Genomic DNA, 23,484 nt, shown 5'->3' on the forward strand with positions numbered 1-23,484 from the left:
GTGGGGCAGTGGACAAGCGTTCTTTCATTGGTATGGTTAAGGCGGGCGAGCCGCTGATTCAGCAAGCCATTGATGCCATGCGGGACTACCACCAAGCCCAGGACCGTGGCGCGCTGACTGAAGAAATCGAGCGCCTACGCCTATTGGCGGATTCGCTATACCAAGCGGTCATTGATTACCAGTTAATCCAAGCAGGGCGGGCACCGGCTACTATTCAGTGATGGCCTCCTCAGGATGGAACCCCGATGAATTGTAAGCCGCCGATCCTTTTCCCTGATCATCCCATGTACACCGACGCTGTAGAGGCATGGAAGCGTTACCATGAGGCGCAGGCTTCGGGTGAGCCGGCGGAAGAGGTAGAGCGTCTGCGGCTGATTGCCGAATCGCAATTCCAAGTGGTAACCGACTACCAGCTCAGAACTCTAGGTCGCCCTGGCGGTTCTGTTCACTGACCGGCTCAATCAGATCATGGCCTTGGTTTTTAACATTCCCCACCGCCTTGCCAACTGGGAACCATCGGAAGTCCTGTGTTGGCCGGCATCCAATCTCAACAATCGCCTCCAAGCGTTCACCTGATGTGGCTGGATCCAGCCATTCCCTTGCGGTTTCAGGCGAGAGCACCAAGGGCTTCCTGTCGTGGATGTCGACCAGGCCTTGATCAGCAGCGGCTGTGATAACGACAAACCCATCCCTCTCATCTGGCTCCAGACCCTGATGTACTTCTGCGAGCGCGGCAAAAAATAGCGGTCCGCCATCGGCGCTCGTGATGTAGTAGGGCTGCTTTCGCTTCGGGTCTGCAGGATCTGGGACCCATTCGAACCAGCCATTTGCCGGCGCCAAAGCTCTCCCGTTCGGCCACAGAGCCTTGAAGAACTTTCCCATCACCACCGTCTCGGCCCGAGCATTGATCGGGTCCGGGCGTTTCCCCTTCGCCCAGAAAGGCGACCATCCCCACTTGACCCTATCCACACTCAGCCCATCGTCTAACCTGCGGATGACCTCGACGCGGGTCGAAGGAGCCACATTGAAGCGACTGATCGGTTCATGGTCGTAACCATTGATTACGACCAGATCCAGAGATAGCTGTCGCAGGTAGTGATCCATCGACTCATAGATCGAGTACCGTCCGCACATAATTTCCCCCTCACGCCCGTCAGAATTTTCATCGCCCAGGATTGACCGAGCGGCTGATGCCGGATTTACTGTATATGCATACAGTTTTCTTCGGGCCTTCCAGCATGACCATCACTTTCTTGGGTACGCCAATCGGCGGTACCGAACCGCTTCCGCTGTATTCGTTTCGCGTGCCGGCCGGGTTCCCGTCGCCTGCTGCGGACCACCTGGAAGGCCATATTTCCCTCGATGAATTGTTCGACCTCCGAGCGCCGCATGTGTATCTAGTAAAAGTCGAAGGCGACAGCATGCAAGGGGCAGGCATCTATTCCGGGGATATCGTCATCGTCGATCGCGGCCGCGAGGCTGAACACGGCGATGTGGTGATTGCTGCGGTCAACAGCGAGCCAGTTTGCAAGCGCCTGCACCGCCGCGATGGGGTGGTCATCCTGAAGTCCGAGAACCCGGCATACCCGCCGCGGTACATCATGGAAGGCGACGAGCTCGTGATATGGGGCGTTGTGCGTTACAGCGTTCGTGACCATGCGCAGTGACCACGTGTTTGCGCTGATCGACTGCAACTCGTTCTACGCGAGCTGCGAGCGCGTGTTTCGCCCGGACCTCGCCAAGACTCCGATCGTCGTGTTGAGCAACAACGACGGGTGCGTGATTGCCAGGTCGTATGACGCCAAGTCTTTTGTGAAGATGGGCGAGCCCTTCTTCCAGGCAAAGGACAAGCTGCGCCGATACGGCATTATGGCCTTCAGCAGTAACTATGCGCTCTACGGCGACATGAGTGAGCGCGTCATGACACTGATTGAATCGATGGTGCCGGCAACAGAGGTCTACAGCATCGACGAGTGTTTCGCTGACCTCACCGGCATTCAGGAAAACCTGACCCAGTTCGGGCGAAAGCTGCGCTCGAGGATTTTCCAGTGCACGGGAATACCGGTGGGCGTCGGCATTGCTGGTACGAAGACGCTCGCGAAGCTGGCCAACCATACGGCCAAGCGCCTGCAGGCTCAGACGGGGGGCGTGGTCGACATCACCGATCCGTTCAAGCGCGATTGGGTGTTGCGCAATACCGAGGTGAAGGAAGTGTGGGGTATTGGTCGGCGTATGACCGCCCACCTTGAAGCGATGGGCATCCGCACAGCCATGGACCTTGCCAAAGCTGACGCCTGGACACTTCGCCAGAAGTTCAGCGTTGTGGTTGAAAAGACGGCCCGAGAGCTGGCTGGCACGCCATGCCTTGAATTGGACGAGGCCGAACCGCCGAAGCAGGAGATCTGCTGCAGTCGAATGTTCGGAAAGCGGCTGACTGAGCTGGCGCCGATCAAGCAGGCCGTGGCCACTTACGTTGGCCGCGCTGCGGAGAAACTGCGGGCTCAAGGGTCAGTTTGCAAGCGCATGCGAATCAGCATCCGTACCGGGATGTTCAACCCGGACGAAGCGCATCACGCACAGGGTGCGTTGGTAGAGCTTCCATACCCAACCTGCGACACGCTGCTAATGACTCGACTGGCCACCGATGCGGTCGCGCGAATCTTTAGGCCTGGGTTCCGCTACAGCAAGGCCGAAGTGCTGTTGATGGACCTGCGACAACCAGGTGAGTTTTCAGAGGATTTGTTCGCGCTCAAGCAATCGGTGGCGTGTGATCGGCTGATGCAGGTGATGGATGACATCAATGAGCGCTGGGGGAGGGGGACAATGCGAGCCGGCAGCGTGCCGGCGACACCGGACTGGGGGATGAGGAGGGAGATGATGAGCCAATCCTATACAACGCGCATCGATCAACTGTGGACGGTCAAATGTTGAGCCTGCCAGCGGCCTGGCTGGCCGAACTCAATGATCAGCCCGCTCTTGTAGTCGATCCGGATGGCCGAGCCGGGGTGCTTGCCGAACTCGCGTTTTCTGCGCACCGACGGGGCGACGTTGATGCGGGCCAATTGGCCGACATGCTGGAGTTTGTCGAGGCGGCTAGGCTGTGGGCTCTGATTGAGGATGAAGCGGCTGCTTGAGCCGTTCGGTGCGCCGGGGTGTTGGTTGCCGGTCGTGAATGGCTGCTTTCGACCCAAGCGGCCGTCCATGATAGTTTGGTAGTAATTCCAAGCCCAGGCTCCGCATTCCGTTTAATCTTAGAATTAACAATATCGTTCAATTATTTAATTTTAGTTCGAGAATGTCATCTCCAGAGTCATCTCTTTCCCCTGTTGGGCTCCACCCCAGATGTCGGTAAAAACCATAAGACCTGACATCCGGATCGCTGGAGCAAGCCAAGAACACGCGAGGAAGCCCTCGATTTTTGAGTTGTTCCACCATCATCGCAAGCAGCGATTTTCCGATTCCCAGGCCCTCGTACGATGGAAGAAGGGCTAGAACAACAATCTCGCCGGTATCCCGATCTCCAAAGCAGTAGCCAATCATCCGGCCATCTTCACACGCTACGAAGCCAGGGCAACTGCCGTCCCGGATGCCTGTGCTCCAAGATTCGGTGGTAATGCCAAGCGCATGAAGTTCCTCTGATGAGAATGCATTTTCTCGCGTCAACCCTCGGATTTTGATACACAGGGAGGCGTCATCCGGTTGGGCAGGCCGATAGGTTATGTTAGTCATGAATTTATCACTATATTGACGAACTTCTAGTTCAAGGGATATGAAATACCTGCCTTAGCTGATATCCAATCAACCCAACATTCGTTCAACCGTTTCGTAATGTCAAACGAATCGATGTTTTAAAGTGTAATCACGCTCAGACACTCCCAATGTCCGTTTTGGGTAGAAAGCGGACGTTACAGATAGGAATGATGTCCGTGCAAAATGAGTCTGGCTGGCCGAGCTGAACGACCACTTCGCGTTTATCACCGATCCCGTGGGGCTCTCAGAAGTGCTAGATGAGATGGCCTATGCTGCGCACCGGCGGCATCGACGAAGGCGACCTGGTAGACATGCTTGAACTGGCCGAAGCAGCCAGGCTATGGGCGCTCGAGAATGAGGGCTGGGCGAGGTGTCAATCTGAAGGGGAAGTAGGTCGGCAGAACGCCGGAAGAAGGGTTAAAAACCGCTGGATAGATGCACAGCTGGCTCGTACCAATTTTTGTACCAATGGCTGTGTTTTGGGGTGGGATGCAGCGTGGCTGGGAGGGCTGGAAGGCCCGTAAACACGGGCTTTCCTCACTTTCGAAAACTCCCCAAAACGCGGAAAACATCTCTGGAGTATGGCCGAATTGCTGTCGAATGCCTTATGACTAAAGGGCGCAAGGTGAAGGAAATTTAATCCTGTACCCATTCGCTACCAGGGCCTGGGTCAGTTTCTGCACGCTGGGAGTGACCACAATCGCCCAGGCTAACCAGCTCCAGGTTGCGATTTACCGCTTTGCGGCGAATCCTGTAATTGGTAGAGCCTGCGCCTGGCGATTTTCATTGCTCTCGTAGCCTTGGCCTATCTGTACTGGCATCACAGCCGAAGCGTTTCCCAGTAAGCAAGCGCTAACCCTTGAACCAGCCATTGCGGTGGTTTTCTTATTGCCTGGAGACAGCCTTCTGTACAGCAAGGTTCGGCACCATCAGCCCTTTGGCGATAGCACTGGCTTCAAGCTTCGCCCGCTCCGCATCCAGTGACGCATAGGCACCCTGCAGCGTGATTATTTTCGCCTGGATTTCGGCCATCTTTTCCGCGATCAAGGCCGCGCCCTGGGCGCAATTGATCGTGTTGCCGCGCTTGGCAGCCAGGATCTCGCCGATCGCCGCAAGCGAAAACCCCATGCTCTGGGCAATCTGAATGAACTGCAGGTCGGCAACGGTCTGTTCGCTGTAATCGCGGTAGTTGTTGGCCCGTCGATGGGCGCCGATAAGCCCGAGCTTTTCGTAATAGCGCAAGGCGTGGCGGCCGATGCCACTGCGACGCTCCAGTTCCGCAACATTCACAGCGAAATTCCTTGACTGTAGACCAGGCTCTATACCTTAGCCTGCGCCGATCATGCAAACAAGGATTCGGTCATGGCTGTGGAATGCTTCGTTACCGGCGGCAGTGGGTTTGTCGGGCAACATTTGCTGGCCCGTCTTTCCGCGACTGGGCACAAGACCTGGGTGCTCATGCGCAACCCTGAAAACATCGCGTCTCTCAGAGAGCAGGTCGGCCGGCTGGGCGGTAACCCGGCGAACATCCATGCCGTTGCGGGTGATATCAGCCGGGACGGGCTTGGCCTCTGCGAGGCAGACCGGCAGTGCGTGTCGCGCGTCTCGGTGGTCTTCCACCTGGCGGCGGCGTTTTCCTGGGGGCTGACGATGGAACGTGCCCGCGCGATCAATGTGCAAGGCGCGCTGAGGGTCGCCAGGCTGGCGGCTAGCCTGGGTGTGCGGTTGCTGATGGTGGGCGGCTACATGGTGCACAACCTGGCCTTCCTGGGGCGTATCGGGGTTGATCACGAATGCCCGGAGAACACTGACTGGCCCGCCGTCTATAGCCGCGTGGGTGGCTACGAAGGCAGCAAGCTCGAGTCGCATTTCGCAGTCATTCGCTACCTGCAGGAAGCACGTGCGGATTACACCATCGTTCACCCGGCAACGGTGGGTGGGCACAGCGAGAGTGGGCACATCCTGGCAGGCCAGCCACTGGTCGAGCTCATTCACAATCTGGCGCGAGGGCGTTTCAAGGCGGTTCCCGGTTCCGCCCGGCACTGGTTGCCAATGGTCAGCGTCGATTACCTGGTGACGCTGATGACCTGCGTAGCGTTCGACCCTTTGCTGGCCAACCGGCAGGTGCTGGCGCTCAATGAGCACACCCCCAGCCTGCCGGGGTTGCTCGAAGCGCTGGCAAAAACGCTGGGGGTCAAGGCACCGCGGCGTCATGTCGCGATCGGGTTGCTCCGCTGGCTGGCGAAGATTCCCGGGCTGGCGGCACGCTTGGAGATCCGCGCCGAGTCATTGAACTTCATCCAGACGCAGCGCTTCGACATGAGCGAAAGCCAGCAACTGGAGCGCAAGTATCGGTTGACGCATCCCGACATGGCGCAAACCCTGGAGAGGACGGTGCACTACGTCATGGCTCACTTGCCCGGCTGAGCCAACCCCCTCAGGCCGTGTTCGCCGAGCTGGCGCGTTTCATTGGCATCAAGGCCTGGAACCCGCCGATACCGGTCGGTACCGGCAGGCCCGCGCCAATGGATCAATACGGGTTGCAGTATTGCGCTACGGCCGTGGCCTGGTCGACGTACGGGCGCGCCGGCTCAAGGTTCCACTCGGGCTTGTCCCTGACCGGTTTGTTGTCATAGCTGGCTGCCAGGTGGCACACCAGCTGGCGACGTAACGAGCCACCGTTAACGCTGTAACGCCGCCATTGCGCATCGTCCTTGTGCTTGTTGTACAGCTCGGCGAACATCCGGTCGGTCTGGTCGTCCTTGATCGCCCGGCCGCACGCGGTGGGCACGACTTGCAGCGACCAGGTGTCCGGCCCCAGTTTCGGATCCGGGCGTTGCACCCAGGTGCTGGACTGAATGTACCTGTCGCAGAACCGCTGCGTGGGCAGCGGCGCTGCCTGGATGCAGGAGAAGCTGGCCTTGCCGTCGGGCGTGCGCGGGAAGTTGATTTTAATGATGTTGCGGTCCTTGCCGGTCTTGTTCTTGTAGTCGCGCTGGTTGGCCAGGGCATCGTTCAGGCCGCGCTGGTCACTGTAGAAAAACGCCAGGATCGGCAATTCGTCATCTTTCGGGTTGCCCAGGCGCAGCTCGGTCTGGGTCTGGAACTCCCGGGTGTTGATGGCACGTCGGGCGCCCATGAAGTTGCGGAACGCATTGACCCGGTCCTGGCTGCTCATCGGGTTGCGCATGTTGAAGCCACATTGCAGCTGGTCCTGCAGGCGGTCGTTGTTGAACCGGGTGAAATGGGCGACCCAGGCACTGGCGTTGGTGATGGGTGGGGCCATGGCCTGGCAAACGGCCTCGGTCTGGCTGGTATTGCGGTTATTGCCGCAGCCCCGGTCATCACGGAAATCGGTCCAGGCGTCGTTGGGGAAGGCACAGTACACATGCACCGGCGTCTCGGGGGCGCGCACCAGGTCGATCGGCTTGATGATGTAGCCGTTCTGCGTGCTCATGCCCGGGTCTTCATAGCTGATGCCGTCGGCCCGCATCCACGAGGCGGCAAAGGTCCCCAGCTCTCGCGCCTTGGGGCTTGGGTTCCATACGTCCCATTGCTGGCCCTTCGCCGGGTCGGCGCGGTGGGTACCCCTGATCAACAGGCCTGAACAGTCGGATGCCGGGTCATTGCCGCAGCTGTCGACGGTTCTGTTGTAGAGGCTTTCCACCTGCCTCAGGGTCTCTTCACAAGACTCGGCGTAGGCCGAGGTGATGTGCAGAAACAACGGCAAGGTCAGCAGCGGGACAAACCGGTTCAAACGTTTTTGCATGGCATGTATCTCCCTGATCAGCCAAAAAACAACCTGCGGTCCAACTTCATTCGGGTACGGCTGCACCTCCTTGCTTGCCAGGTGCACAGTCAATGCTCGGGTGGTCAGCGCGGGACCGGGTTGCAACCCGCGGCGCGGGTTTCGCTGTCTGATAGCCTTGGCCGGAACGGCTCCAGGTTCCAGGGCGTCTTGCCCCGGTAGTTGGCCAGCACGCAGCTCAATTGCTGGCGCATGCTGCCGGCAGAAGTTTCGTTCTCGCGCCATTGGCCATCGGCACCTCTGAGGGTGAACAGCTGCTCGTACAGCGCGCCGACTTGCGCCTCGGGCAAGGCGCGTCCCGCCGGGGTCGGCACCACGCTCAGGGTCCATTCCTGCCGGCGCGTGCCGGGGTCGTAGCGCTTGATCCAATCGGCAGAGGCGATGTACCCAGGCACTTGCGCTGGCACAGGATTGCAACCAGCCTTGGCCGCTTCCTCGGGGGTGACGGCAGGGCGGAACGGCTCCAGGTTCCACTCGGCCTTGGCCGGGTAGTTACGCACCAGGCAGGCCAGTTGCTGGCGCATGCTGCCTGGGTACTTTTCATTGTCGCGCCACTGGCTGTCTGCGCCGCGCAGTTCGAACAATTCCCGGTACAACGTGTCCTGGTCGCTGGCCTGGATCGCCTTGCCCTCGGCAGTGGGGATGACGTTGAGTGTCCATTCGTTCTTCTTGCTGCCGGGGTCGTAGCGCTCGACCCAGCTGGTCGCGGCGATATAGCGCGGCGCCGCTGGCACTGGCGCCGGTTGCCCGACACTGGCGGGGGACAGGTCGATTGCCTGGTCGGCGGCAACATAGCTGAAGCGTTGCTCTGGCGGTTTGCTGAAGTCCAGCCGCAGGATCGGCACACTGTAGCCCTGCGCCTGGAGTTTCTTCTGGAAGTTGCGCGCACTGTTCAGGCCATTTTCCGGTTTTGGCGGTGCCACGTCACCGCGGGTGGCGAAGTTCTGCGTGCTGTTGACGTTGTAGATGAACGCGTCGATGTGCTGCATGTTCTCGCTGCCATCGTTGCTCGCCGAGGCATTCTTGAGCATGAACTCGGTAACTTGAGCGCTGTAGGCGAAGGGGTCCTTGCGGGTGGGGTTCAGGCGCGATTCGTGGACCTTGATCATGGCGTTCCAGTCACTTGGTTTTTCCGCGTTCCAGGAGCACTGGTTGTACTGGATGGGGCCCTTCAACACGCCGGCGTATTTCTGTGTCCACTGCTCGGCGGTGGCGACGCCGGCTTCCGCGCAAGTGCCATAGGCCAACGCGGCATTACGGTTGGTCAGGGTGGCCTGGGCGGCGCGCGGCGGTTCGCGGTTGTCGAAGAAGCCGCAGCCATACCATTTGCGTTCTGGCCCGGTGCCGCCGTCGAAGGCGTAGATGCAAGTCCAACCCTGCTCCTTCACTGGCAGTTTCAAGGCCACCGCGTCGGTGGGCAGGCGCAGGATGAAACCGGCCGGGTGGATGAGAATGCGTGTGCTCAGGTCCTTGCGCAGCCAGCTATAGGAGGTGGCACCGATCTTGACCGCATAGGGGCTGTAGTCCCAGGGGTTGAACGGCCCGTCATTGACCATGCGCAAGGTCACACCACTGCAGTAGTAGTGGCCGCGTGCGGCACCGGTGTCGGCTTCCTGGCAATGGTTATTGATGGTGTTGTAGTTGCGGTTGATGCGCTTGACGGTTTCCAACGGATCGAGCGGCGCCTGGGCGGCCAGCGCACCGAGGCTGAAGGGCAGGGCACAGGCGATGAGCAATAGGGAACGAACATGCGGGTACATTGCCGACACTCCTTGTCGCACAAAAATGGTTCACGCTTGTAGCCGCAGCGTAGTTAGCCGGCTCTTTGCGGTCAAATGCGCTTGCCAGACAACACCGACCTCATCGCAAAACGTCCCGGGCTGCCTGCGCCAAGCACAGGGCATCGGGACGTCTTGCGGCTAGCCAAGTTCAGGCATGGAGCAGTGACAGATCGCTGATGATGCAGATCGAGCCATCATCGGCTGGCGTCGTATCGGTGTAATCGACCTGGTTGTAGACGCCGCCATGGAACTCGAACCGGTGCGCCGCCCAGCTGCTGTCGAACGGCAGGTCGCCGGAGCTGCCGGTTATCCCGTTGCAACTGGCGGTGACGTTGACGGTGCCCTGGGCGGTGGCGTGGATGCTCACGGAAAACTTCGCCCCCAGCGGTACGCCCCTGAGCACCGTCGAGTTCACCGGATCGGTCTGGTTGTAGGTCTGCCGGAACCCCAGGGTGATATCGCCTTTTTTCCAGAACACTTTCACCGGCGGGCTGTCGTCGCCGTATACGTGCATCTGCGCCACGACCACCTTCTGCGCCCAGTTGACCTTGGTCAGGGTCATCACTTGACGATTCCAGTGGTTTGGCGCACCGGCCAGCGTCCAGTAGGTCGGCTCCGACCACTCACAGCGTGTCCGCCGGGTACTTTTGCTCGACACGCCCTTGGTCGGGGCAGACAGTTGCACCGAACCGTCGGCAAGCACTGACACATACTCCGGATACTGGGCGATCGCTTCGCTGCCGGTGAGTTCGTCGGCGACCAGGCTGGTTGCGAATTCGGCCACCGGAACGGAAAGGATGAGTTTGCTGATGTCTACGCTCATGGAGGTACTCCTTGATAGTCGATGACGGGTTGTGCCCCTTCGGGCTGGCAGCGACGACGCCGCTGTCGATAAAATGATTAGCCGTGCGCTAAATTTGTGTCAATAGCTTTGGGCTAAATTAATTTCGCTGAACGACAAATCCCCTCCACGCCAGACTTATCCCCCAACGGGCTTTACGCTGGTTTTGCCAGTGGGCTATGCTTGGTCTGGGTACTGTACAGGAATACAGGTATTGGACTGGCCCGTGTCCAGGCGCATGAAGGGTCTGCTGGCCGAGACGCCAGAGTTGGACCTAGCCTTCAACGATGACGACAGTGTCACCCTGCGTTGGGCGCGCAGCAGCATGGGGGCGTGCGGCGAGCTTGCCGTTGAGCAGCAGGTCAGCGAGGCTGCACCGTTCCGAGTTACACAAAGAAGCCCGCCAGGAGGGCGGGCTTGGCGTCATACCAGGTGCGCATTCCACACTAGCAATACCCTGGCCTGGATATAGAGTTCTTCTCGACGGACCATGCGGTCCTTGTGTCGTGAGTTGTCGGAAATCATTTCGAAATGCTCTTCATCGGCGATTTGCAGCCGCTTGACATAGAGGTGGTCACCCCAGCAGAACAGGTAGATACCATCGCCGACGAACTCACGGATGCTGACGTCGACGATCAGCGGGTCGCGGTGCCTGATGGTCGGCTCCATCGACTGGCCCCAGCCGGTGACCAGCTTCAGGTGGTTATGGTCGCTGAACTCCACACCCAGCTCGCGCAGGTGGCTTGGGCTGACACGGACGTCCCTGAGCATTTCCGGGTAGTCGTGAGGAATCTGCCCGCCGCCCATGGCCGCACGGACGTCATAGTGAGCGATCCATACCTCGTCACCCACCAGGCCAGGCTGAGCCAGGTCGGCCTTGACCAGCGTGGCCTTTACCGGCTCCTCGGCAGCAGCCAGCAGCCGTTGCCGGGTTTCCTCGGGAATGCCTTTGCCGCTTCTGGCCAGCATCTGCTTGACCAGGTCAGCCGCGGATAGCCTGCTGTCGCCAACGTCAGGCAGTGCCTGCTCAGTGGCCGCCATGGTGTCGAACCACCCCCTGGGCAAGCCCTCGATACCCTCGATTCTGCGTGCCACGTCATCACCCAGGTTCTTCGCTGTCTTGTTCGAGAGGATCTGGCTGAGGTGCGCAGGGGCCATGCCCCAGCGTTCTGCGCAGGAGCCTTTTCTCTGGTTGCCGATCAGCTTGACCAGGTTGTGCTTGCGGATTTCGTAGATGTCCATGAGGCGGAGCATGCCAGTGTTTAGCTCATTGCTAAATAGGTTTGAAGGTAAATATTGTCCGTGCCGTGGCTAGCGCCAGGCTAAACCGATCAAGCCTGCAACAAAAGCCAGCCGGCCTGCGTCGAGGAAAAAAAAAAGACCCGCCAATAGGCGGGCCAGAAGGGCGTAGGGAGCAACGCACAACAAATACGGGTCAGGCGACCAGGGTGCCTGGTTGCAGCTGTTCGATCAGCGCCTGGGCCGAGGCCCGGCTCGGCATCGGGCCGCTGACGGCTTCGCCATTGCGCACCAGGTACCAGCAGGCGAGCAGGCCTTGTTCACGCAACGCAGCGGGGACGGCACTGCCGACAACGGACATGATCTGGATAGTGGCCATGGGGACCTCCTGTAAACATGGTTCCACCATACGCAGCAGCCGCCGCGGTTTGAAATCAACTTCCTCGATAGTGGTCATTAGTTCTATCAACCCTGCCCGCGGGCCGGTCCGTAATCACCACAGGCAAGGGACGACCAGTGGTGCCTCTGGTAGGCTGCACAAACGTTTCAGTGATGACAAAGGAGCAGGTCATGTCGACAAGTCCCAGCAGAGACACCGTACTGTGCATCTCCCTGGCCGGCCGCCCCGGCACCTTCGGGGTGCGGTTCCATAACCACCTGTACCAGCAGCTGGGCCTGGATTTCTACTACAAGGCCATGCGCACCGACGACCTTCCGGCGGCGGTGGCGGGTATCCGCGCGCTGGGGATCCGCGGTTGTGGCGTATCGATGCCGTACAAGGAAGCGTGCATGGCCCTGGTCGACGAGATCGACCCCTCGGCGGCGGCCATCGAGTCAGTCAATACCCTGGTCAATACCAATGGCCATCTGAAAGCCTACAACACCGATTACCTGGCCGTGCGCCAGTTGCTGGCGCAGCACCAGGTCGACCCGCGCACCGCGTTTGCCCTGCGTGGCAGCGGTGGCATGGCCAAGGCCGTAGCCAGTGCCTTGCGCGATGCCGGTTTTGCCGAGGGCATCATCGTCGCGCGCAACGAGCAGGCCGGGCGGCAGTTGGCAGATGTGTGCGGCTATCGCTGGGTGGCTGAGCTGGAGGACCTGTGCCCGCCGATGTTGGTCAACGTGACGCCAATTGGCATGGCGGGCGGCGCGGAAGCCGAGCAACTGGCGTTTTCCGAGAACGCCATCGCTGCTGCGGAACGGGTGTTCGACGTGGTGGCGATGCCCGCGCATACACCCTTGATTCGGCGGGCGCAGGCGTTGGGTAAACCGGTGATCACCGGGCTGGAGGTGATTGCGCTGCAGGCACTGGAGCAGTTCGTGCTGTATACCGGTGTGCGACCGACGTCGGCGCAGGTAGAGGCGGCGGTGGCTTACGCCCGGGATATCTGACTATGCCTGTTCCGGCCCTTTCGCGGGTGACCCGGCGAAAGAGCCGGAACAGAAGGCATCAGGATCAGAACACCTTGCGCCCTTCATCCAGTTGCTGGTCCACCAGCGCCCGGCCATGGGCCAGCGACACATGTTGTGCATTCTCCAGGTCGGAGAAGAACTTCATCGGCATCGCCATGCGCTTGCTGGTATGCCCTTCGGGGTCGGTAATCAGGCACCCGGCGGCGTAGGGCAGGGGGGAGTCGGGATGGGGCATCACGCTGGCGGTGATGGTGTGCTGGCGGTATTCACAGTGAAGAGATTGCATCGTCCTTACCTCGCTGTGGCATGTGAAGCAGTTACCTTCATATACCACGGCAAGGGGCCGGGAGTTCCCGGCCCGACGAGCGCAACGCGGGTAACGCTCAGCCCTTGAGTTCGGTTGGCTGGATGACTTCGACCCAGTAACCGTCCGGGTCCTTGATGAAGGCCAGGTGGTTCATGCGGCCATCCTGCAGACGCTTCTGGAACGTTACACCCAGTGCCTCGAAGCGCGCGCAGGCGGCGCGCACGTCTGGTACCGAAACGCAGATATGGCCGAAACCGCGCGGGTCGGTGTTGCCGTTGTGGTAGGCGAACCCGGTATCGTTCTCGGTACCATGGTTGTGGGTCAGCTCCAGCACGCCGGGGATCGACTTCATCCACTGGTGGCGTTCGGCGTCATCGGCCGGGATCTGCGCCGGGTCGACCAGGGCCAGGAAATACAGGCTGAAGGCCGCTTCGGGGAAGTCACGCTTGTCCACCAGGCGGAAGCCCAGCACGCGGGTGTAGAAGTCCAGGGACTTTTCGATGTCCTTGACCCGCAGCATGGTGTGGTTGAAGACGAACTGGGCTGTGGCAGCGTCCGGTTGGGCGGTGACGCCGGGCAGGGTTTGCAGATCGTGCAGGCTCATGGGAACTCCTGAGGCAAGGCCGGGCGCAGGGCACCGGCAAAACAGACAGGCTGGCCATGATACGGCAGTACGCCGATTGCGCAAATGAAAGCGCCCTGCACAAGGCAGGGCGCTGGAATTAGAGGCCCGCATGTGCGGGCGCGTGATGGGGTCGCTAGTCCTTTAGCTGTCTCGATACTGAGCCAGCCGTTGTGAAAAAAGTGTGAAGTGCGCGTGGATGTTTCATCAGCGTACCCAGCTTTCTACCGTGGCGGCTCCGTACTGTTCTTTCCAGGCCTTGAGGCCGCGGTGATTGCCGCCTTTGGTCTCGATCCGCTCGCCGGTATGCGGGTTGGTGTAAACCTTCACCACGCGAGGCCGGCGCTGTTGCTTCGGGGCTGCACTCGGCGTCCGGGTCACGGTCTTCGGGTCGAGAATGGCAATGATATCGCGCAGGCTCTTGTCGTAGCTTTTCATCAGGCCGACTAGTTTCTGCTCGAATTCGATTTCGCGTTTGAGGCCGGCATCCTTTTTCAACGCTTCCAGTTGCGCCATCTGTTCCTGGAGCGCTTTTTCGGCAGCACGAAACTCTGCAAGTCTGGACACTGTAATCACTCCTGTACTCGGGTGTGGCAGGGCGTGACGAACATTGGAAATTTAAAAACGCCGGCCACGCGGGTGGGTTCTGTTGTTCGCTGTATCGAGTGTAGTCATTCAGTGGTACTGGGTAAACCGCAAACTTTTTGAAGTAAGCCGGGAACTTTCCCGCTGTCACGTACGCTATTTCCGGTTTTCTTCATGATTGCCCGGCTGCGTGCTTAGACCATGGTCCAATGGCCTGATCTAGAGCGTTTGCGCGATCATTTCAGATGATCGCCGTGTATTCTTCGGTCGCCCCGCAATACCGTGGCCAGCTTGCGCCACAGGTTATTTACTCGCCTTGATTCTGGATGTTTCCCCGCATGTTTGCCCCTTTCCCCCTCGCCCCCGGGCGTCGTGTTGCCGGCCTGTTCCTGTTGTGTGCCGGTGCCAATGCCCAGGCCGCCGGTTTTCTTGAAGACAGCAGTGCCAAGGTTGAAGCACGCAATGTCTATTTCAACCGGGACTTTCGTGATGGTCACAGCAGTTCCAGCCAGGGCGCGTCCAAGCGCGAAGAATGGGCACAAGGCTTCATTCTCAATGTGCAGTCCGGTTTTACCCAGGGCCCGGTAGGTTTTGGCGTGGACGCACTGGGCATGTTCGGCTTCAAACTGGACTCCAGCCCGGCGGACAGTAACAGCGGCCTGTTGCCGTCTTCTGGTCACGATCCGCGGCACTCGGCCGACCAGTACGCGAAGATGGGCCTGGCTGCCAAAGCCAAGGTGTCCAGTACCGTGCTCAAGTACGGTTCGATGATGCCGGACGTGCCGCTGCTCAAGTACAACGATGGTCGCCTGCTGCCGACCCTGTTCCACGGTGCCATGCTGACTTCCGAAGAAGTGCGTGACCTCAAGTTGACCCTGGCCCGCCTGGACAAGTACACCGCACGGGACTCCACCGACCGTCAGGATATTCGCGTGCATTGCAAGAACAAGCGTTATGCCTGCGACATCGAGGCCGACCACTTTGACCTGGCCGGTGTCGACTACCGGTTCAACGAGCGCCTCAGTGCCCAGTACCAGGTGGCCAGGCTGGAGAACATCTACCGCCAGCACTTCCTCGGCCTGGTGGCCAGCCAGCCATTGGCGGTGGGCAGCCTGTCGGCCGACCTGCGCTTGATCAAGAGTGATGACATCGGCAATGCCCGCGCGGGTGAAATCGAGCACCGCGCCTTCAGCGGCATGCTCGGCTACAGCCTGGGTGGCCACAAGCTCAGCGCCGGCTGGCAGCGCATGTATGGCGACAGTGCCATGCCGTACCTGGATGGCAGCAACCCATACCTCGTCAACTACGCCCAGGTCAACGATTTCGCCGCCGCCCAGGAACGCTCCTGGCAAGTGCGTTATGACTATGACTTCAAAGCCATGGGAGTCCCCGGCCTGACCTTCTTCACCCGCTACATCAATGGTGACAGTATCAAGGTGCCGGGCAGTGCGGCCGAAGGCAAGGAATGGGAACGCGACAGCGAACTCAGGTACCAGGTGCAAACTGGCACGTTCAAGGACGTCAGCGTGCGGCTACGCAATTCCACCTACCGCAGCAACTATGAACGTTGGGCGCGTGACATGGACGAGACCCGGGTCATCGTCAGCTACAACTTCTCGCTGTTCTGATCGCATGCTTTGCCAAATACTGGCAGGCGCCTGACAATGGCGGCTGGTTCCGGCGAAGGGCAGGGCAATGAAAGACCTGTTGTTGATCGGCATCGGCCCCGGCGATCCGCGTCAGATCACCTATGAGGCGGTCGACGCGTTGCGCCAGGCCAGCGTGTTCTTCGTGCTCGACAAAGGCAGCGACAAGCACGAGCTGGTGCGCCTGCGCAAAGCCATCCTGCAACGCTACCGGCCCGAGGGTGGCTACCGTCTGGTACAGGTGGCCGACCCTGTACGCGAGGCGCATGCCGATGGTTACCTGAGTTCGGTCCAGCAGTGGCACCACCAGCGTGCGGCCCTGTACGCGCAGCTGATCGACCGGGAAATCGGCGCCGGGGACGTGGGCGCCTTCCTGCTGTGGGGCGAGCCGACGCTGTATGACAGCACCTTGCGCATCCTCGAACGTGTTCGCGAACGCGGCATGGCCCTGCGCCTGCAGGTGATTCCTGGGATCAGCAGCGTGCAGGCCCTGGCTGCGCGTCACCAGGTGCCGCTCAACCGCATTGGTGAACCGCTGACCGTGCTGCCAGGGCGATGCCTGGCGTCACAGGGGCGTATCGACAATGTGGTGGTGATGCTCGACGGCCATTGCGCATTTGCCCAGCTGGATGACCCGGCACTGGTGATCTACTGGGGGGCGTATCTGGGGACTGAAGATGAGGTGCTGATTGCCGGGCCCTTGCAGGCGGTGAAGGCGCAGATTATCGAAACGCGCGAACGGGAGCGCAGGCGCAACGGGTGGATCATGGATACCTACCTGTTGCGCAGGGAGTTGTGAGGTGCGCGCTCCTCAAGCCGGGCCCACAATAGCCAGCACCTTCTCCCGCAACTGGTCAATGCTGAACGGCTTGCTGATCAGGTGCATGCCCTCTGGCACATCGACGCTTTCGGCATAGCCGCTGGCGAACAGCACCGGCAGCGCCGGCCGCAGTTCGCGCGCCTTGGCCGCCAACGCCTCGCCGCGCATGTCCGGCAGCCCCACGTCGGTCATCATCAGCGCCAGCGCCTGGTCCGGGTTTTCGAGGGTGCGCAACGCCGCACTGGCGTTTTCCGCCTCGATGACCGTGTAGCCCGACTCGTCGAGCACTTCGACCATCAGCATACGGACGATGTCGTCGTCTTCGACTACCAGAAGGTGCATGGTTCCGATCCTGTAGCAATTGAATGTTCTTAATCTGTGCTCCGGGTGGCAGCAGAAGTTCCCCGAGGATACCGCTCCATGCAATCAGATGGAACGATTGGCGCACACCACCTTCAAATACTGGCTAAATGCCCTGCCAGACCCGCTAAAGCTGGTTAGACTCGCTTTACTGGACGGAGCAGTGGCGGATAACCACAACGATTGATCGGCCACACTTTCATGGACTTTTCTTGCTCGGGCGTTTTCACATGATTCAAGCAGCCTCGATGGACCAGCGCAGCTTCCGCAAGTTGTTGACCCGCAACGTCGGCCTCCCCTTGGGGGTGGGCCTGCTGGGGGCCTTGGCCTTTGTCGGGGTGATCAACTACCTGCTTACGGCCATGCAGTGGGTCGAGCACACCGATCGGGTCATCGGCAACGCCAACGAGACGGTCAAGCTGTCGATCGACATGGAGACGGGTGTGCGTGGTTTCCTGATCACCGGTGACGAGCGTTTTCTCGACCCCTACGAGGTGGCCAAACCGCGCATTTTCGGCAGCCTGCAGGGCCTGCGCAGCATGGTCGAGGACAACCCGCAGCAGGTCGAGCGCATCGACCGGTTGATCGCCCTGCAGCAAGCCTGGAACGACTTTGGCAGCGACCTCATCGCCCAGCGTCGCAGCCAGGGTGATTACCGCGCATCGATCGGCAGCGGTCGCGGCAAGCGCCTGACGGATGAAATCCGCAAGGAGTTCGACGCCCTGATCAACGCCGAACAGCAGTTGCGGATGACCCGTAACGAGCGGGTCAGCACGGTCACGGTCACGGTCATGGTGTCGTTCGTGCTGTTCATCGTCGGCCTGAGCGCCTTGCTCGCCTACCTGGGGCGGCGCGACCTGCTGGCGCTGTCGGCCAGCTACGATGACAACCTGCACGCCCAGCAACGCGCCACCGAGCGCCTGGAACATCAGGCCTGGCTGCGCACCGGCCAGACCCAGCTGGCCGAGCAGGTATTGGGCCAGCTGACCCTGCCGATGCTTGGTGACAACATCCTGCGCTTCTTCGCCGCTTACCTGGGCAGCGTGGTCGGGGCCTTGTACGTGCGTGACGAACATGGGCACCTGGTGCGGGTGGCCAGTTACGGCCTGGACGCCGAAGAGCAGGCCCGCGAGCAGGTGCTGGGCGACCACGAAGGCCTGCTCGCCCAGGCGGTGCGCGAGGGGCGCTTGCTGCGCCTGGACAACTTGCCCGAAGGCTACTTCCACCTCAGCTCCGGCCTGGGCCGGGGCCTGCCACGCAGCGCTGTGCTGGTGCCGGCCAGTGAGGGCACGCAGACCAATGGCGTGCTCGAGCTGGGCTTCCTGCGGCCGTTGCTGCCACGTGACGAAGAACTGCTGCAACGGCTCGGCGGCAACATCGGCATCTCCATTGACAGTGCCCGTTACCGCCAGCGCCTGCAGGAAGTGCTGGCCGAAACCCAGCAACTGAACGAAGAGCTGCAGGTGCAGCAGGAAGAGCTGAAAACCGCCAACGAAGAGCTCGAAGAGCAATCCCGCGTGCTCAAGGAGTCCCAGGCGCACCTGGAAACCCAGCAGGCGGAGCTGGAGCAGACCAACGAGCAATTGTCCGAGCGTACCGAGGCGCTGGACCGCAAGAACGATGAGTTGCTCCACGCCCAGGAACAATTGCAGGCACGTGCCGAAGAGCTGCAGCGGTCGAGCAAGTACAAGTCCGAGTTCCTCGCCAACATGTCCCACGAACTGCGCACCCCGCTGAACAGTTCGCTGATCCTGGCCAAGCTGCTGGCTGAGAACGTCGAGGGCAACCTCAGCGAGGAGCAGGTCAAGTTCGCCGAATCCATCTACTCGGCCGGCAACGACCTGCTGAACCTGATCAACGACATTCTCGATATCGCCAAGGTGGAAGCCGGCAAGCTCGAAGTGCGGCCGGAAACCACCCAGCTGGAGCGCCTGGTCGAGGGCCTGCGCGGCATGTTCGAACCGCTGGCCGGGCACAAGGGCCTGGCCTTCGAGGTGACCCGCGACGCCCAGGTACCGGCCACCCTGTTCACCGACCGTCAGCGCCTGGAGCAGATTCTCAAGAACCTGTTGTCCAATGCCATCAAGTTCACCGAGCGCGGCCAGGTCAGCCTGAACATCGGCTACCAGCCCGACAGCGGCATCATCTTTGCCGTGCGTGATAGCGGCATCGGTATTGCCGCCGACCAGCAGCAGGCGATCTTCGGTGCCTTCCATCAGGTCGATGGCACCAGCAACCGGCGCTATGGCGGCACCGGCCTGGGCCTGTCGATTTCCCGCGACCTGGCGCACCTGCTGGGTGGGCAGATCACCGTCGACAGCAGCCCCGGCAAGGGCAGTGTGTTCAGCCTGATCCTGCCGGAGCGCTACGAGCGCGAGGCCCAGACGGCCGAACCGCTGGCCCTGCGCCCGGCGGTCGATGCCTTGCCGCCTGCCGCACCGACACCACCGGTGGCGGTGGCGCCGCAACGTCCGGCCCCGGCGTTTGCCGACGACCGCGAGCATGCACCGTTCGGCAACCGCTGCATCCTGGTGATCGAGGACGAACCGAACTTCGCCCGTATCCTGTTCGACCTGGCCCACGAGCTGGGTTACAGCTGCCTGGTCGCGCAGGGCGCCGACGAGGGCTTCGAGCTGGCCCTGGAGTACGTTCCCGATGCCATCCTGCTGGACATGCGCCTGCCCGACCATTCCGGCCTCACCGTGCTGCAACGCCTGAAGGAGCAGGCCAGCACCCGGCACATCCCAGTGCATATCATTTCTGTTGAAGACCGGGTCGAGGCGGCCATGCACATGGGCGCCGTCGGCTACGCGGTCAAGCCCACCAGCCGCGAGGAACTCAAGGAGGTGTTCGCCCGCCTGGAGGCCAAGCTGACGCAAAAGCTCAAGCACATCCTGCTGGTGGAAGACGACGACCTGCAACGCGAGAGCATTGCCCGCCTGATCGGCGATGACGATGTCGAGATCACCGCCGTGGCCATGGCCCAGGATGCCCTGGCGCTGCTGCGCGAGAACATCTACGACTGCATGATTATCGACCTCAAGCTGCCGGACATGCTCGGCAACGAGCTGCTCAAGCGCATGACCGCCGAGGATATCCGCGCGTTCCCGCCGGTAATCGTGTATACCGGGCGCAACCTGACCCGCGAGGAAGAAGCCGACCTGCTCAAGTATTCCCGCTCGATCATCATCAAGGGCGCGCGTTCGCCGGAGCGCCTGCTCGACGAAGTGACGCTGTTTCTGCACAAGGTCGAGTCGCAGTTGTCCAACGAACGCCAGCGCATGCTCAAGACCGCGCGCAGCCGCGACAAGGTGTTCGAGGGCCGCAAGGTGCTGCTGGTGGATGATGACGTGCGCAACATCTTCGCCCTTACCAGTGCGCTGGAGCACAAGGGCGCGATCGTCGAAATCGGTCGCAACGGGCGCGAGGCGATCGAGCGCCTCGAACAGCATGACGACATCGACCTGGTGCTGATGGACGTGATGATGCCGGAAATGGACGGCTTCGAGGCCACCCGCCTGATCCGCCAGCAAGCGCGTTGGCGCAAGTTGCCGATCATCGCCGTGACCGCCAAGGCAATGAAGGATGACCAGCAGCGTTGCCTGCAGGCCGGCGCCAACGATTACCTGGCCAAACCGATCGACCTGGACCGCCTGTTCTCGCTGATCCGGGTCTGGCTGCCGCAACTGGAGCGAATTTGACTAGCGAACGTAACACCGACATTGAAATCCGCTTGCTGATCGAGGCCATCTACCTCAAGTACAGCTACGATTTCCGCAATTATTCCGGCGCTTCGATCAAGCGCCGGATCCTGCATGCGCTGCGCCAGTTCGATTGCCTGACGGTATCGGCACTGCAGGAGCGCGTGCTGCACGACCCCGGCATGTTCATGCAGTTGCTGCAGTACCTGACGATCCCGGTCAGCGAGATGTTCCGCGACCCGGAGCACTTCCTGGCAGTGCGCAACGAAGTGGTGCCGCTGTTGCGCACCTGGCCTTCGATCAAGGTCTGGATTGCTGGCTGCAGCACTGGCGAGGAGGTCTATTCGATGGCCATCCTGCTGCGCGAGGAAGGGCTGCTGGAACGCACCATCATCTATGCCACCGACATCAACCCGCATTCGCTGGACAAAGCCAAGCAGGGCATCTATTCGATGCAGAGCATGCGCGAGTACGCGAAAAACTACCGCCTGGCCGGTGGCCGGCGGGATTTTTCCGAGTACTACACGGCGGCCTACGGCAATGCCATCATGGACAGCTCGCTGCGCGAGAACGTGACCTTCGCCGACCATAGCCTGGCAACCGACAGCGTGTTTTCCGAAACCCAGCTGGTGTCGTGCCGCAACGTCCTGATCTATTTCGACAAGGTATTGCAGGACCGCGCCCTGGGGCTGTTCCACGATTCCTTGTGCCACCGCGGCTTCCTGGTGCTGGGCAGCAAGGAGTCGGTGGATTTTTCCGCCTATGCCGAGCGCTTCGAGCCGCTGGTCAAGCCCGAACGGATCTACCGTAAATCATGAACGGCGTACGCGCGGTGGTGATCGGCGCCTCGGCAGGCGGGGTGACGGCCCTGTTCAAGGTGCTCGGCGCGTTGCCAGCCAGCTTTGCCCTGCCGGTGGTCTGCGTACTGCACCTGCCGGATGACCGCCACAGCCAGCTGGCCGAAGTGCTGCAACGCCGCTTGCATCGGCCCGTGTGCGAGGCGCGCGACAAGCAGCTGCTGCGGCCTGGGCAGATCTATGTGGCCGGGCCGGGTTACCACCTGTCGGTGGAACGCGATTTCACCCTGTCGCTGAGCCAGGAGCCGCCGGTGCATTTCTCCCGACCGGCAATCGACTATCTGTTCATGTCGGCGGCCGACGCCTACGGTGCCGGCCTGCTTGGCGTGCTGCTCACCGGCGCCAATGAAGATGGTGCCGCAGGGCTTGCCTATATCAAGAACAGCGGGGGCCGGACCATCGTCCAGGACCCTCGCGACGCACAGGTTGCGCTGATGCCGGAGGCTGCCCTGACCTTGCACCAGCCCGACCATATTCTTACCTTGAGTGGTATCGAGCAGTTGCTCGCTGCCCTGGAATCCAGCGCATGCTAAGCCACACCATCGCCAAACTGTTGATCGTCGACGACCTGCCGGAAAACCTGCTGGCCCTCGACGCCTTGATCCAGGGCGAAGACCGTGAGGTGCATCAGGCCCAGTCTGCCGAAGCGGCGTTATCGCTGCTGCTCGAACATGAGTTCGCCCTGGCCATCCTCGATGTGCAGATGCCGGGCATGAACGGCTTCGAGCTGGCCGAGCTGATGCGCGGTACGGAAAAGACCCGCAATATCCCCATCGTCTTCGTCACCGCCGCCGGGCGCGAGATGAACTACGCCTTCAAGGGCTACGAAAGCGGTGCGGTCGACTTTCTGCACAAGCCGCTCGACACCCTGGCGGTGAAGAGCAAGGTGTCGGTGTTCGTCGACCTGTACCGCCAGCGCAAGGTCCTCGACCGCCAGCTGCAGGCACTGGAGCGCAGCCGCCAGGAGCAGGAAATGCTGCTCGCGCAGTTGCAGGCGGCGCGGGCCGAGCTGGAGCATGCCGTGCGCATGCGCGATGACTTCATGTCGATCGTGTCGCACGAGGTGCGCACCCCGCTCAACGGCCTGATCCTGGAAACCCAGCTGCGCAAGTTGCACCTTTCGCGCGGCAACCTTGCCGCGTTCAGCAGCGACAAACTGCAGGCCATGGTCGAGCGCGACGAACGGCAGATCAACAGCCTGATCCGCCTGGTCGAGGACATGCTCGATGTGTCGCGCATCCGTACCGGCAAACTGTCGCTGCGGCCCAAGGCATTCGACCTGGGCCAGCTGGTGCGTGGCCTGGTGGAGAACTTTGCCGCGCAGGCCACCGCGCTGGAAACCCACATCGAACTGCAACGCTGCGAGCCACTGCACGGTGAGTGGGACGAGTTTCGCATCGAGCAGGTGCTGGCCAACCTGTTGTCCAATGCCTTGCGCTACGGTGAGCGCAAACCGGTGCACGTGCGTGTGTTCGAGGAAGATGGCCTGGCCTGCGTGCAGGTGCAGGACCACGGCATCGGGATTGGCGCGGCCAACCAGCAGCGTATCTTCCAGCAGTTCGAGCGGGTGGCTACCCAACAGGCCAGTGGTGGCCTGGGCCTTGGGCTGTACATATCGGAGCAGATCGTCCAGGCCCATGGCGGGCGAATCCTGCTGGAAAGTGAAGAGGGCAAGGGCGCCACGTTCACCCTGCAGTTGCCGCTGGCAGCCTGCCTACAACAAAACGACCAGGCGCGGGCAACCTCTGCATGAG

Annotated in this window: 25 protein-coding genes and 1 pseudogene; 13 read left to right on the top strand and 13 right to left on the bottom strand. The window is 61.0% G+C overall.

The genetic code is table 11. The annotated features are described in order from the left end of the window. The first annotated feature begins 8 nt into the window (after positions 1 to 8). Together ACLEJP_RS01175 and ACLEJP_RS01180 are read left to right on the top strand one after the other, a co-directional pair. Positions 9 to 221, top strand: coding sequence for a hypothetical protein (locus ACLEJP_RS01175; RefSeq protein WP_440803809.1), 213 nt, complete (start codon positions 9 to 11; stop codon positions 219 to 221). Positions 222 to 245: 24 nt separating this feature from the next. Further along, positions 246 to 452, top strand: coding sequence for a hypothetical protein (locus ACLEJP_RS01180; protein WP_440803811.1), 207 nt, complete (start codon positions 246 to 248; stop codon positions 450 to 452). Here the strand turns inward: ACLEJP_RS01180 and ACLEJP_RS01185 are convergent. Further along, positions 415 to 1,134 carry an SOS response-associated peptidase family protein gene (locus tag ACLEJP_RS01185; protein ID WP_440803814.1) on the bottom strand — a complete coding sequence of 240 codons (720 nt, stop codon included), beginning with the start codon at positions 1,132 to 1,134 and terminating at the stop codon, positions 415 to 417. The two genes, ACLEJP_RS01180 and ACLEJP_RS01185, sit on opposite strands and share 38 nt — an antisense overlap. Before the next feature lie 104 nt (positions 1,135 to 1,238). Here ACLEJP_RS01185 and ACLEJP_RS01190 point away from each other — a divergent pair, with 104 nt between their 5' ends. Together ACLEJP_RS01190 and ACLEJP_RS01195 are read left to right on the top strand one after the other, a co-directional pair. Beyond that, positions 1,239 to 1,667: a LexA family protein gene (locus ACLEJP_RS01190; protein ID WP_289131527.1), complete on the top strand. Its 429-nt coding sequence runs from the start codon at positions 1,239 to 1,241 to the stop codon at positions 1,665 to 1,667. Continuing rightward, a complete protein-coding gene (locus tag ACLEJP_RS01195; RefSeq protein ID WP_440803816.1) occupies positions 1,657 to 2,931 on the top strand; it encodes a Y-family DNA polymerase in 1,275 nt (424 codons plus the stop codon). The genes ACLEJP_RS01190 and ACLEJP_RS01195 overlap by 11 nt, the downstream gene beginning before the upstream one ends. Here ACLEJP_RS01195 and ACLEJP_RS01200 read toward each other — a convergent pair. Next, positions 2,907 to 3,191: a hypothetical protein gene (locus ACLEJP_RS01200; RefSeq protein WP_440803819.1), complete on the bottom strand. Its 285-nt coding sequence runs from the start codon at positions 3,189 to 3,191 to the stop codon at positions 2,907 to 2,909. The genes ACLEJP_RS01195 and ACLEJP_RS01200 overlap by 25 nt on opposite strands. A gap of 79 nt (positions 3,192 to 3,270) precedes the next feature. Continuing rightward, positions 3,271 to 3,729: a GNAT family N-acetyltransferase gene (locus ACLEJP_RS01205; RefSeq protein ID WP_440803821.1), complete on the bottom strand. Its 459-nt coding sequence runs from the start codon at positions 3,727 to 3,729 to the stop codon at positions 3,271 to 3,273. A 214-nt stretch (positions 3,730 to 3,943) separates the two neighbouring features. Here ACLEJP_RS01205 and ACLEJP_RS01210 point away from each other — a divergent pair. After that, a pseudogene (locus ACLEJP_RS01210) lies at positions 3,944 to 4,274 on the top strand (hypothetical protein). Positions 4,275 to 4,635: 361 nt separating this feature from the next. On the opposite strand, the gene ACLEJP_RS01215 reads toward ACLEJP_RS01210, so the two are convergent. Then, entirely contained in the window at positions 4,636 to 5,040 is a 405-nt protein-coding gene (locus ACLEJP_RS01215) for a MerR family transcriptional regulator (protein ID WP_440803823.1), read from the bottom strand. Positions 5,041 to 5,112: 72 nt separating this feature from the next. On the opposite strand from ACLEJP_RS01215, the gene ACLEJP_RS01220 reads away from it, so the two are divergent. After that, complete coding sequence (locus tag ACLEJP_RS01220; RefSeq protein ID WP_440803825.1) at positions 5,113 to 6,177, top strand: SDR family oxidoreductase; 1,065 nt, start codon at positions 5,113 to 5,115, stop codon at positions 6,175 to 6,177. 103 nt (positions 6,178 to 6,280) lie between these two features. Here the strand turns inward: ACLEJP_RS01220 and ACLEJP_RS01225 are convergent, their stop codons facing one another. The 5 genes from ACLEJP_RS01225 to ACLEJP_RS01245 form a co-directional block, all read right to left on the bottom strand. Next, positions 6,281 to 7,519, bottom strand: coding sequence for a DUF2599 domain-containing protein (locus ACLEJP_RS01225; protein ID WP_440803827.1), 1,239 nt, complete (start codon positions 7,517 to 7,519; stop codon positions 6,281 to 6,283). 104 nt (positions 7,520 to 7,623) lie between these two features. Continuing rightward, the gene (locus ACLEJP_RS01230) at positions 7,624 to 9,318 is read right to left on the bottom strand and encodes a DUF2599 domain-containing protein (protein WP_440803829.1); all 1,695 of its coding nucleotides are present in this window, start codon (positions 9,316 to 9,318) and stop codon (positions 7,624 to 7,626) included. Between the two features lie 169 nt (positions 9,319 to 9,487). After that, positions 9,488 to 10,162, bottom strand: coding sequence for a polysaccharide lyase family 7 protein (locus tag ACLEJP_RS01235; RefSeq protein WP_440803831.1), 675 nt, complete (start codon positions 10,160 to 10,162; stop codon positions 9,488 to 9,490). Between the two features lie 441 nt (positions 10,163 to 10,603). After that, positions 10,604 to 11,422, bottom strand: coding sequence for a S24 family peptidase (locus tag ACLEJP_RS01240; protein WP_440804435.1), 819 nt, complete (start codon positions 11,420 to 11,422; stop codon positions 10,604 to 10,606). A gap of 193 nt (positions 11,423 to 11,615) precedes the next feature. Beyond that, entirely contained in the window at positions 11,616 to 11,798 is a 183-nt protein-coding gene (locus tag ACLEJP_RS01245; protein ID WP_170029369.1) for a hypothetical protein, read from the bottom strand. Positions 11,799 to 11,989: 191 nt separating this feature from the next. On the opposite strand from ACLEJP_RS01245, the gene ACLEJP_RS01250 reads away from it, so the two are divergent. After that, positions 11,990 to 12,811 (top strand): shikimate 5-dehydrogenase, encoded by an 822-nt coding sequence (locus ACLEJP_RS01250; protein WP_440803834.1) that lies wholly within the window; start codon positions 11,990 to 11,992, stop codon positions 12,809 to 12,811. 64 nt (positions 12,812 to 12,875) lie between these two features. Here the strand turns inward: ACLEJP_RS01250 and ACLEJP_RS01255 are convergent, their stop codons facing one another. The 3 genes from ACLEJP_RS01255 to ACLEJP_RS01265 form a co-directional block, all read right to left on the bottom strand. Next, a complete protein-coding gene (locus ACLEJP_RS01255) occupies positions 12,876 to 13,118 on the bottom strand; it encodes a hypothetical protein (protein ID WP_289132152.1) in 243 nt (80 codons plus the stop codon). 97 nt (positions 13,119 to 13,215) lie between these two features. Next, complete coding sequence (gene gloA, locus ACLEJP_RS01260; protein ID WP_225777362.1) at positions 13,216 to 13,743, bottom strand: lactoylglutathione lyase; 528 nt, start codon at positions 13,741 to 13,743, stop codon at positions 13,216 to 13,218. Between the two features lie 225 nt (positions 13,744 to 13,968). Further along, complete coding sequence (locus tag ACLEJP_RS01265; RefSeq protein ID WP_440803837.1) at positions 13,969 to 14,328, bottom strand: histone-like nucleoid-structuring protein, MvaT/MvaU family; 360 nt, start codon at positions 14,326 to 14,328, stop codon at positions 13,969 to 13,971. Between the two features lie 356 nt (positions 14,329 to 14,684). Between ACLEJP_RS01265 and ACLEJP_RS01270 the strand changes: the two genes are divergently transcribed. Continuing rightward, positions 14,685 to 15,974 carry an OprD family porin gene (locus ACLEJP_RS01270; protein WP_440803839.1) on the top strand — a complete coding sequence of 430 codons (1,290 nt, stop codon included), beginning with the start codon at positions 14,685 to 14,687 and terminating at the stop codon, positions 15,972 to 15,974. Between the two features lie 67 nt (positions 15,975 to 16,041). Continuing rightward, entirely contained in the window at positions 16,042 to 16,791 is a 750-nt protein-coding gene (gene cobF / locus ACLEJP_RS01275; protein WP_440803841.1) for a precorrin-6A synthase (deacetylating), read from the top strand. Between the two features lie 12 nt (positions 16,792 to 16,803). Here cobF and ACLEJP_RS01280 read toward each other — a convergent pair whose 3' ends face one another. Beyond that, complete coding sequence (locus tag ACLEJP_RS01280) at positions 16,804 to 17,154, bottom strand: response regulator (RefSeq protein ID WP_440803844.1); 351 nt, start codon at positions 17,152 to 17,154, stop codon at positions 16,804 to 16,806. A gap of 248 nt (positions 17,155 to 17,402) precedes the next feature. Between ACLEJP_RS01280 and ACLEJP_RS01285 the strand changes: the two genes are divergently transcribed. Genes ACLEJP_RS01285 through ACLEJP_RS01300 form a run of 4 tightly spaced genes read left to right on the top strand, consistent with a single transcriptional unit; the run spans position 17,403 to position 23,483 of the window. Then, positions 17,403 to 20,873, top strand: coding sequence for a response regulator (locus ACLEJP_RS01285; protein WP_440803847.1), 3,471 nt, complete (start codon positions 17,403 to 17,405; stop codon positions 20,871 to 20,873). Next, positions 20,870 to 21,691, top strand: a complete 822-nt coding sequence (locus ACLEJP_RS01290; RefSeq protein ID WP_440803849.1) for a CheR family methyltransferase — start codon at positions 20,870 to 20,872, stop codon at positions 21,689 to 21,691. Before ACLEJP_RS01285 ends, ACLEJP_RS01290 begins: the two co-directional genes overlap by 4 nt. Continuing rightward, complete coding sequence (locus tag ACLEJP_RS01295) at positions 21,688 to 22,263, top strand: chemotaxis protein CheB (protein WP_440803851.1); 576 nt, start codon at positions 21,688 to 21,690, stop codon at positions 22,261 to 22,263. Before ACLEJP_RS01290 ends, ACLEJP_RS01295 begins: the two co-directional genes overlap by 4 nt. Beyond that, on the top strand, positions 22,257 to 23,483 hold the full coding sequence (locus ACLEJP_RS01300) for a hybrid sensor histidine kinase/response regulator (protein WP_440803853.1): 1,227 nt from the start codon (positions 22,257 to 22,259) through the stop codon (positions 23,481 to 23,483). The genes ACLEJP_RS01295 and ACLEJP_RS01300 overlap by 7 nt, the downstream gene beginning before the upstream one ends. The last annotated feature ends 1 nt before the right edge of the window (position 23,484 follow it).

Origin of the sequence: Pseudomonas sp. SMV7 (genome assembly GCF_052041995.1) — a bacterium.
In the GTDB taxonomy this organism is placed as follows: domain Bacteria; phylum Pseudomonadota; class Gammaproteobacteria; order Pseudomonadales; family Pseudomonadaceae; genus Aquipseudomonas.

What these genes read in the sequence shown, in the direction of transcription:
- ACLEJP_RS01180 (WP_440803811.1), top strand. Translation starts at nt 246, where the DNA reads ATGAATTGTAAGCCGCCGATCCTTTTCCCTGATCATCCCATGTACACC.
- ACLEJP_RS01185 (WP_440803814.1), bottom strand. Translation starts at nt 1,134, where the DNA reads ATGTGCGGACGGTACTCGATCTATGAGTCGATGGATCACTACCTGCGA.
- ACLEJP_RS01190 (WP_289131527.1), top strand. Translation starts at nt 1,239, where the DNA reads ATGACCATCACTTTCTTGGGTACGCCAATCGGCGGTACCGAACCGCTT.
- ACLEJP_RS01195 (WP_440803816.1), top strand. Translation starts at nt 1,657, where the DNA reads ATGCGCAGTGACCACGTGTTTGCGCTGATCGACTGCAACTCGTTCTAC.
- ACLEJP_RS01205 (WP_440803821.1), bottom strand. Translation starts at nt 3,729, where the DNA reads ATGACTAACATAACCTATCGGCCTGCCCAACCGGATGACGCCTCCCTG.
- ACLEJP_RS01220 (WP_440803825.1), top strand. Translation starts at nt 5,113, where the DNA reads ATGGCTGTGGAATGCTTCGTTACCGGCGGCAGTGGGTTTGTCGGGCAA.
- ACLEJP_RS01225 (WP_440803827.1), bottom strand. Translation starts at nt 7,519, where the DNA reads ATGCAAAAACGTTTGAACCGGTTTGTCCCGCTGCTGACCTTGCCGTTG.
- ACLEJP_RS01230 (WP_440803829.1), bottom strand. Translation starts at nt 9,318, where the DNA reads ATGTACCCGCATGTTCGTTCCCTATTGCTCATCGCCTGTGCCCTGCCC.
- ACLEJP_RS01235 (WP_440803831.1), bottom strand. Translation starts at nt 10,162, where the DNA reads ATGAGCGTAGACATCAGCAAACTCATCCTTTCCGTTCCGGTGGCCGAA.
- ACLEJP_RS01240 (WP_440804435.1), bottom strand. Translation starts at nt 11,422, where the DNA reads ATGGACATCTACGAAATCCGCAAGCACAACCTGGTCAAGCTGATCGGC.
- ACLEJP_RS01245 (WP_170029369.1), bottom strand. Translation starts at nt 11,798, where the DNA reads ATGGCCACTATCCAGATCATGTCCGTTGTCGGCAGTGCCGTCCCCGCT.
- ACLEJP_RS01250 (WP_440803834.1), top strand. Translation starts at nt 11,990, where the DNA reads ATGTCGACAAGTCCCAGCAGAGACACCGTACTGTGCATCTCCCTGGCC.
- ACLEJP_RS01255 (WP_289132152.1), bottom strand. Translation starts at nt 13,118, where the DNA reads ATGCAATCTCTTCACTGTGAATACCGCCAGCACACCATCACCGCCAGC.
- gloA (WP_225777362.1), bottom strand. Translation starts at nt 13,743, where the DNA reads ATGAGCCTGCACGATCTGCAAACCCTGCCCGGCGTCACCGCCCAACCG.
- ACLEJP_RS01270 (WP_440803839.1), top strand. Translation starts at nt 14,685, where the DNA reads ATGTTTGCCCCTTTCCCCCTCGCCCCCGGGCGTCGTGTTGCCGGCCTG.
- cobF (WP_440803841.1), top strand. Translation starts at nt 16,042, where the DNA reads ATGAAAGACCTGTTGTTGATCGGCATCGGCCCCGGCGATCCGCGTCAG.
- ACLEJP_RS01280 (WP_440803844.1), bottom strand. Translation starts at nt 17,154, where the DNA reads ATGCACCTTCTGGTAGTCGAAGACGACGACATCGTCCGTATGCTGATG.
- ACLEJP_RS01285 (WP_440803847.1), top strand. Translation starts at nt 17,403, where the DNA reads ATGATTCAAGCAGCCTCGATGGACCAGCGCAGCTTCCGCAAGTTGTTG.
- ACLEJP_RS01295 (WP_440803851.1), top strand. Translation starts at nt 21,688, where the DNA reads ATGAACGGCGTACGCGCGGTGGTGATCGGCGCCTCGGCAGGCGGGGTG.
- ACLEJP_RS01300 (WP_440803853.1), top strand. Translation starts at nt 22,257, where the DNA reads ATGCTAAGCCACACCATCGCCAAACTGTTGATCGTCGACGACCTGCCG.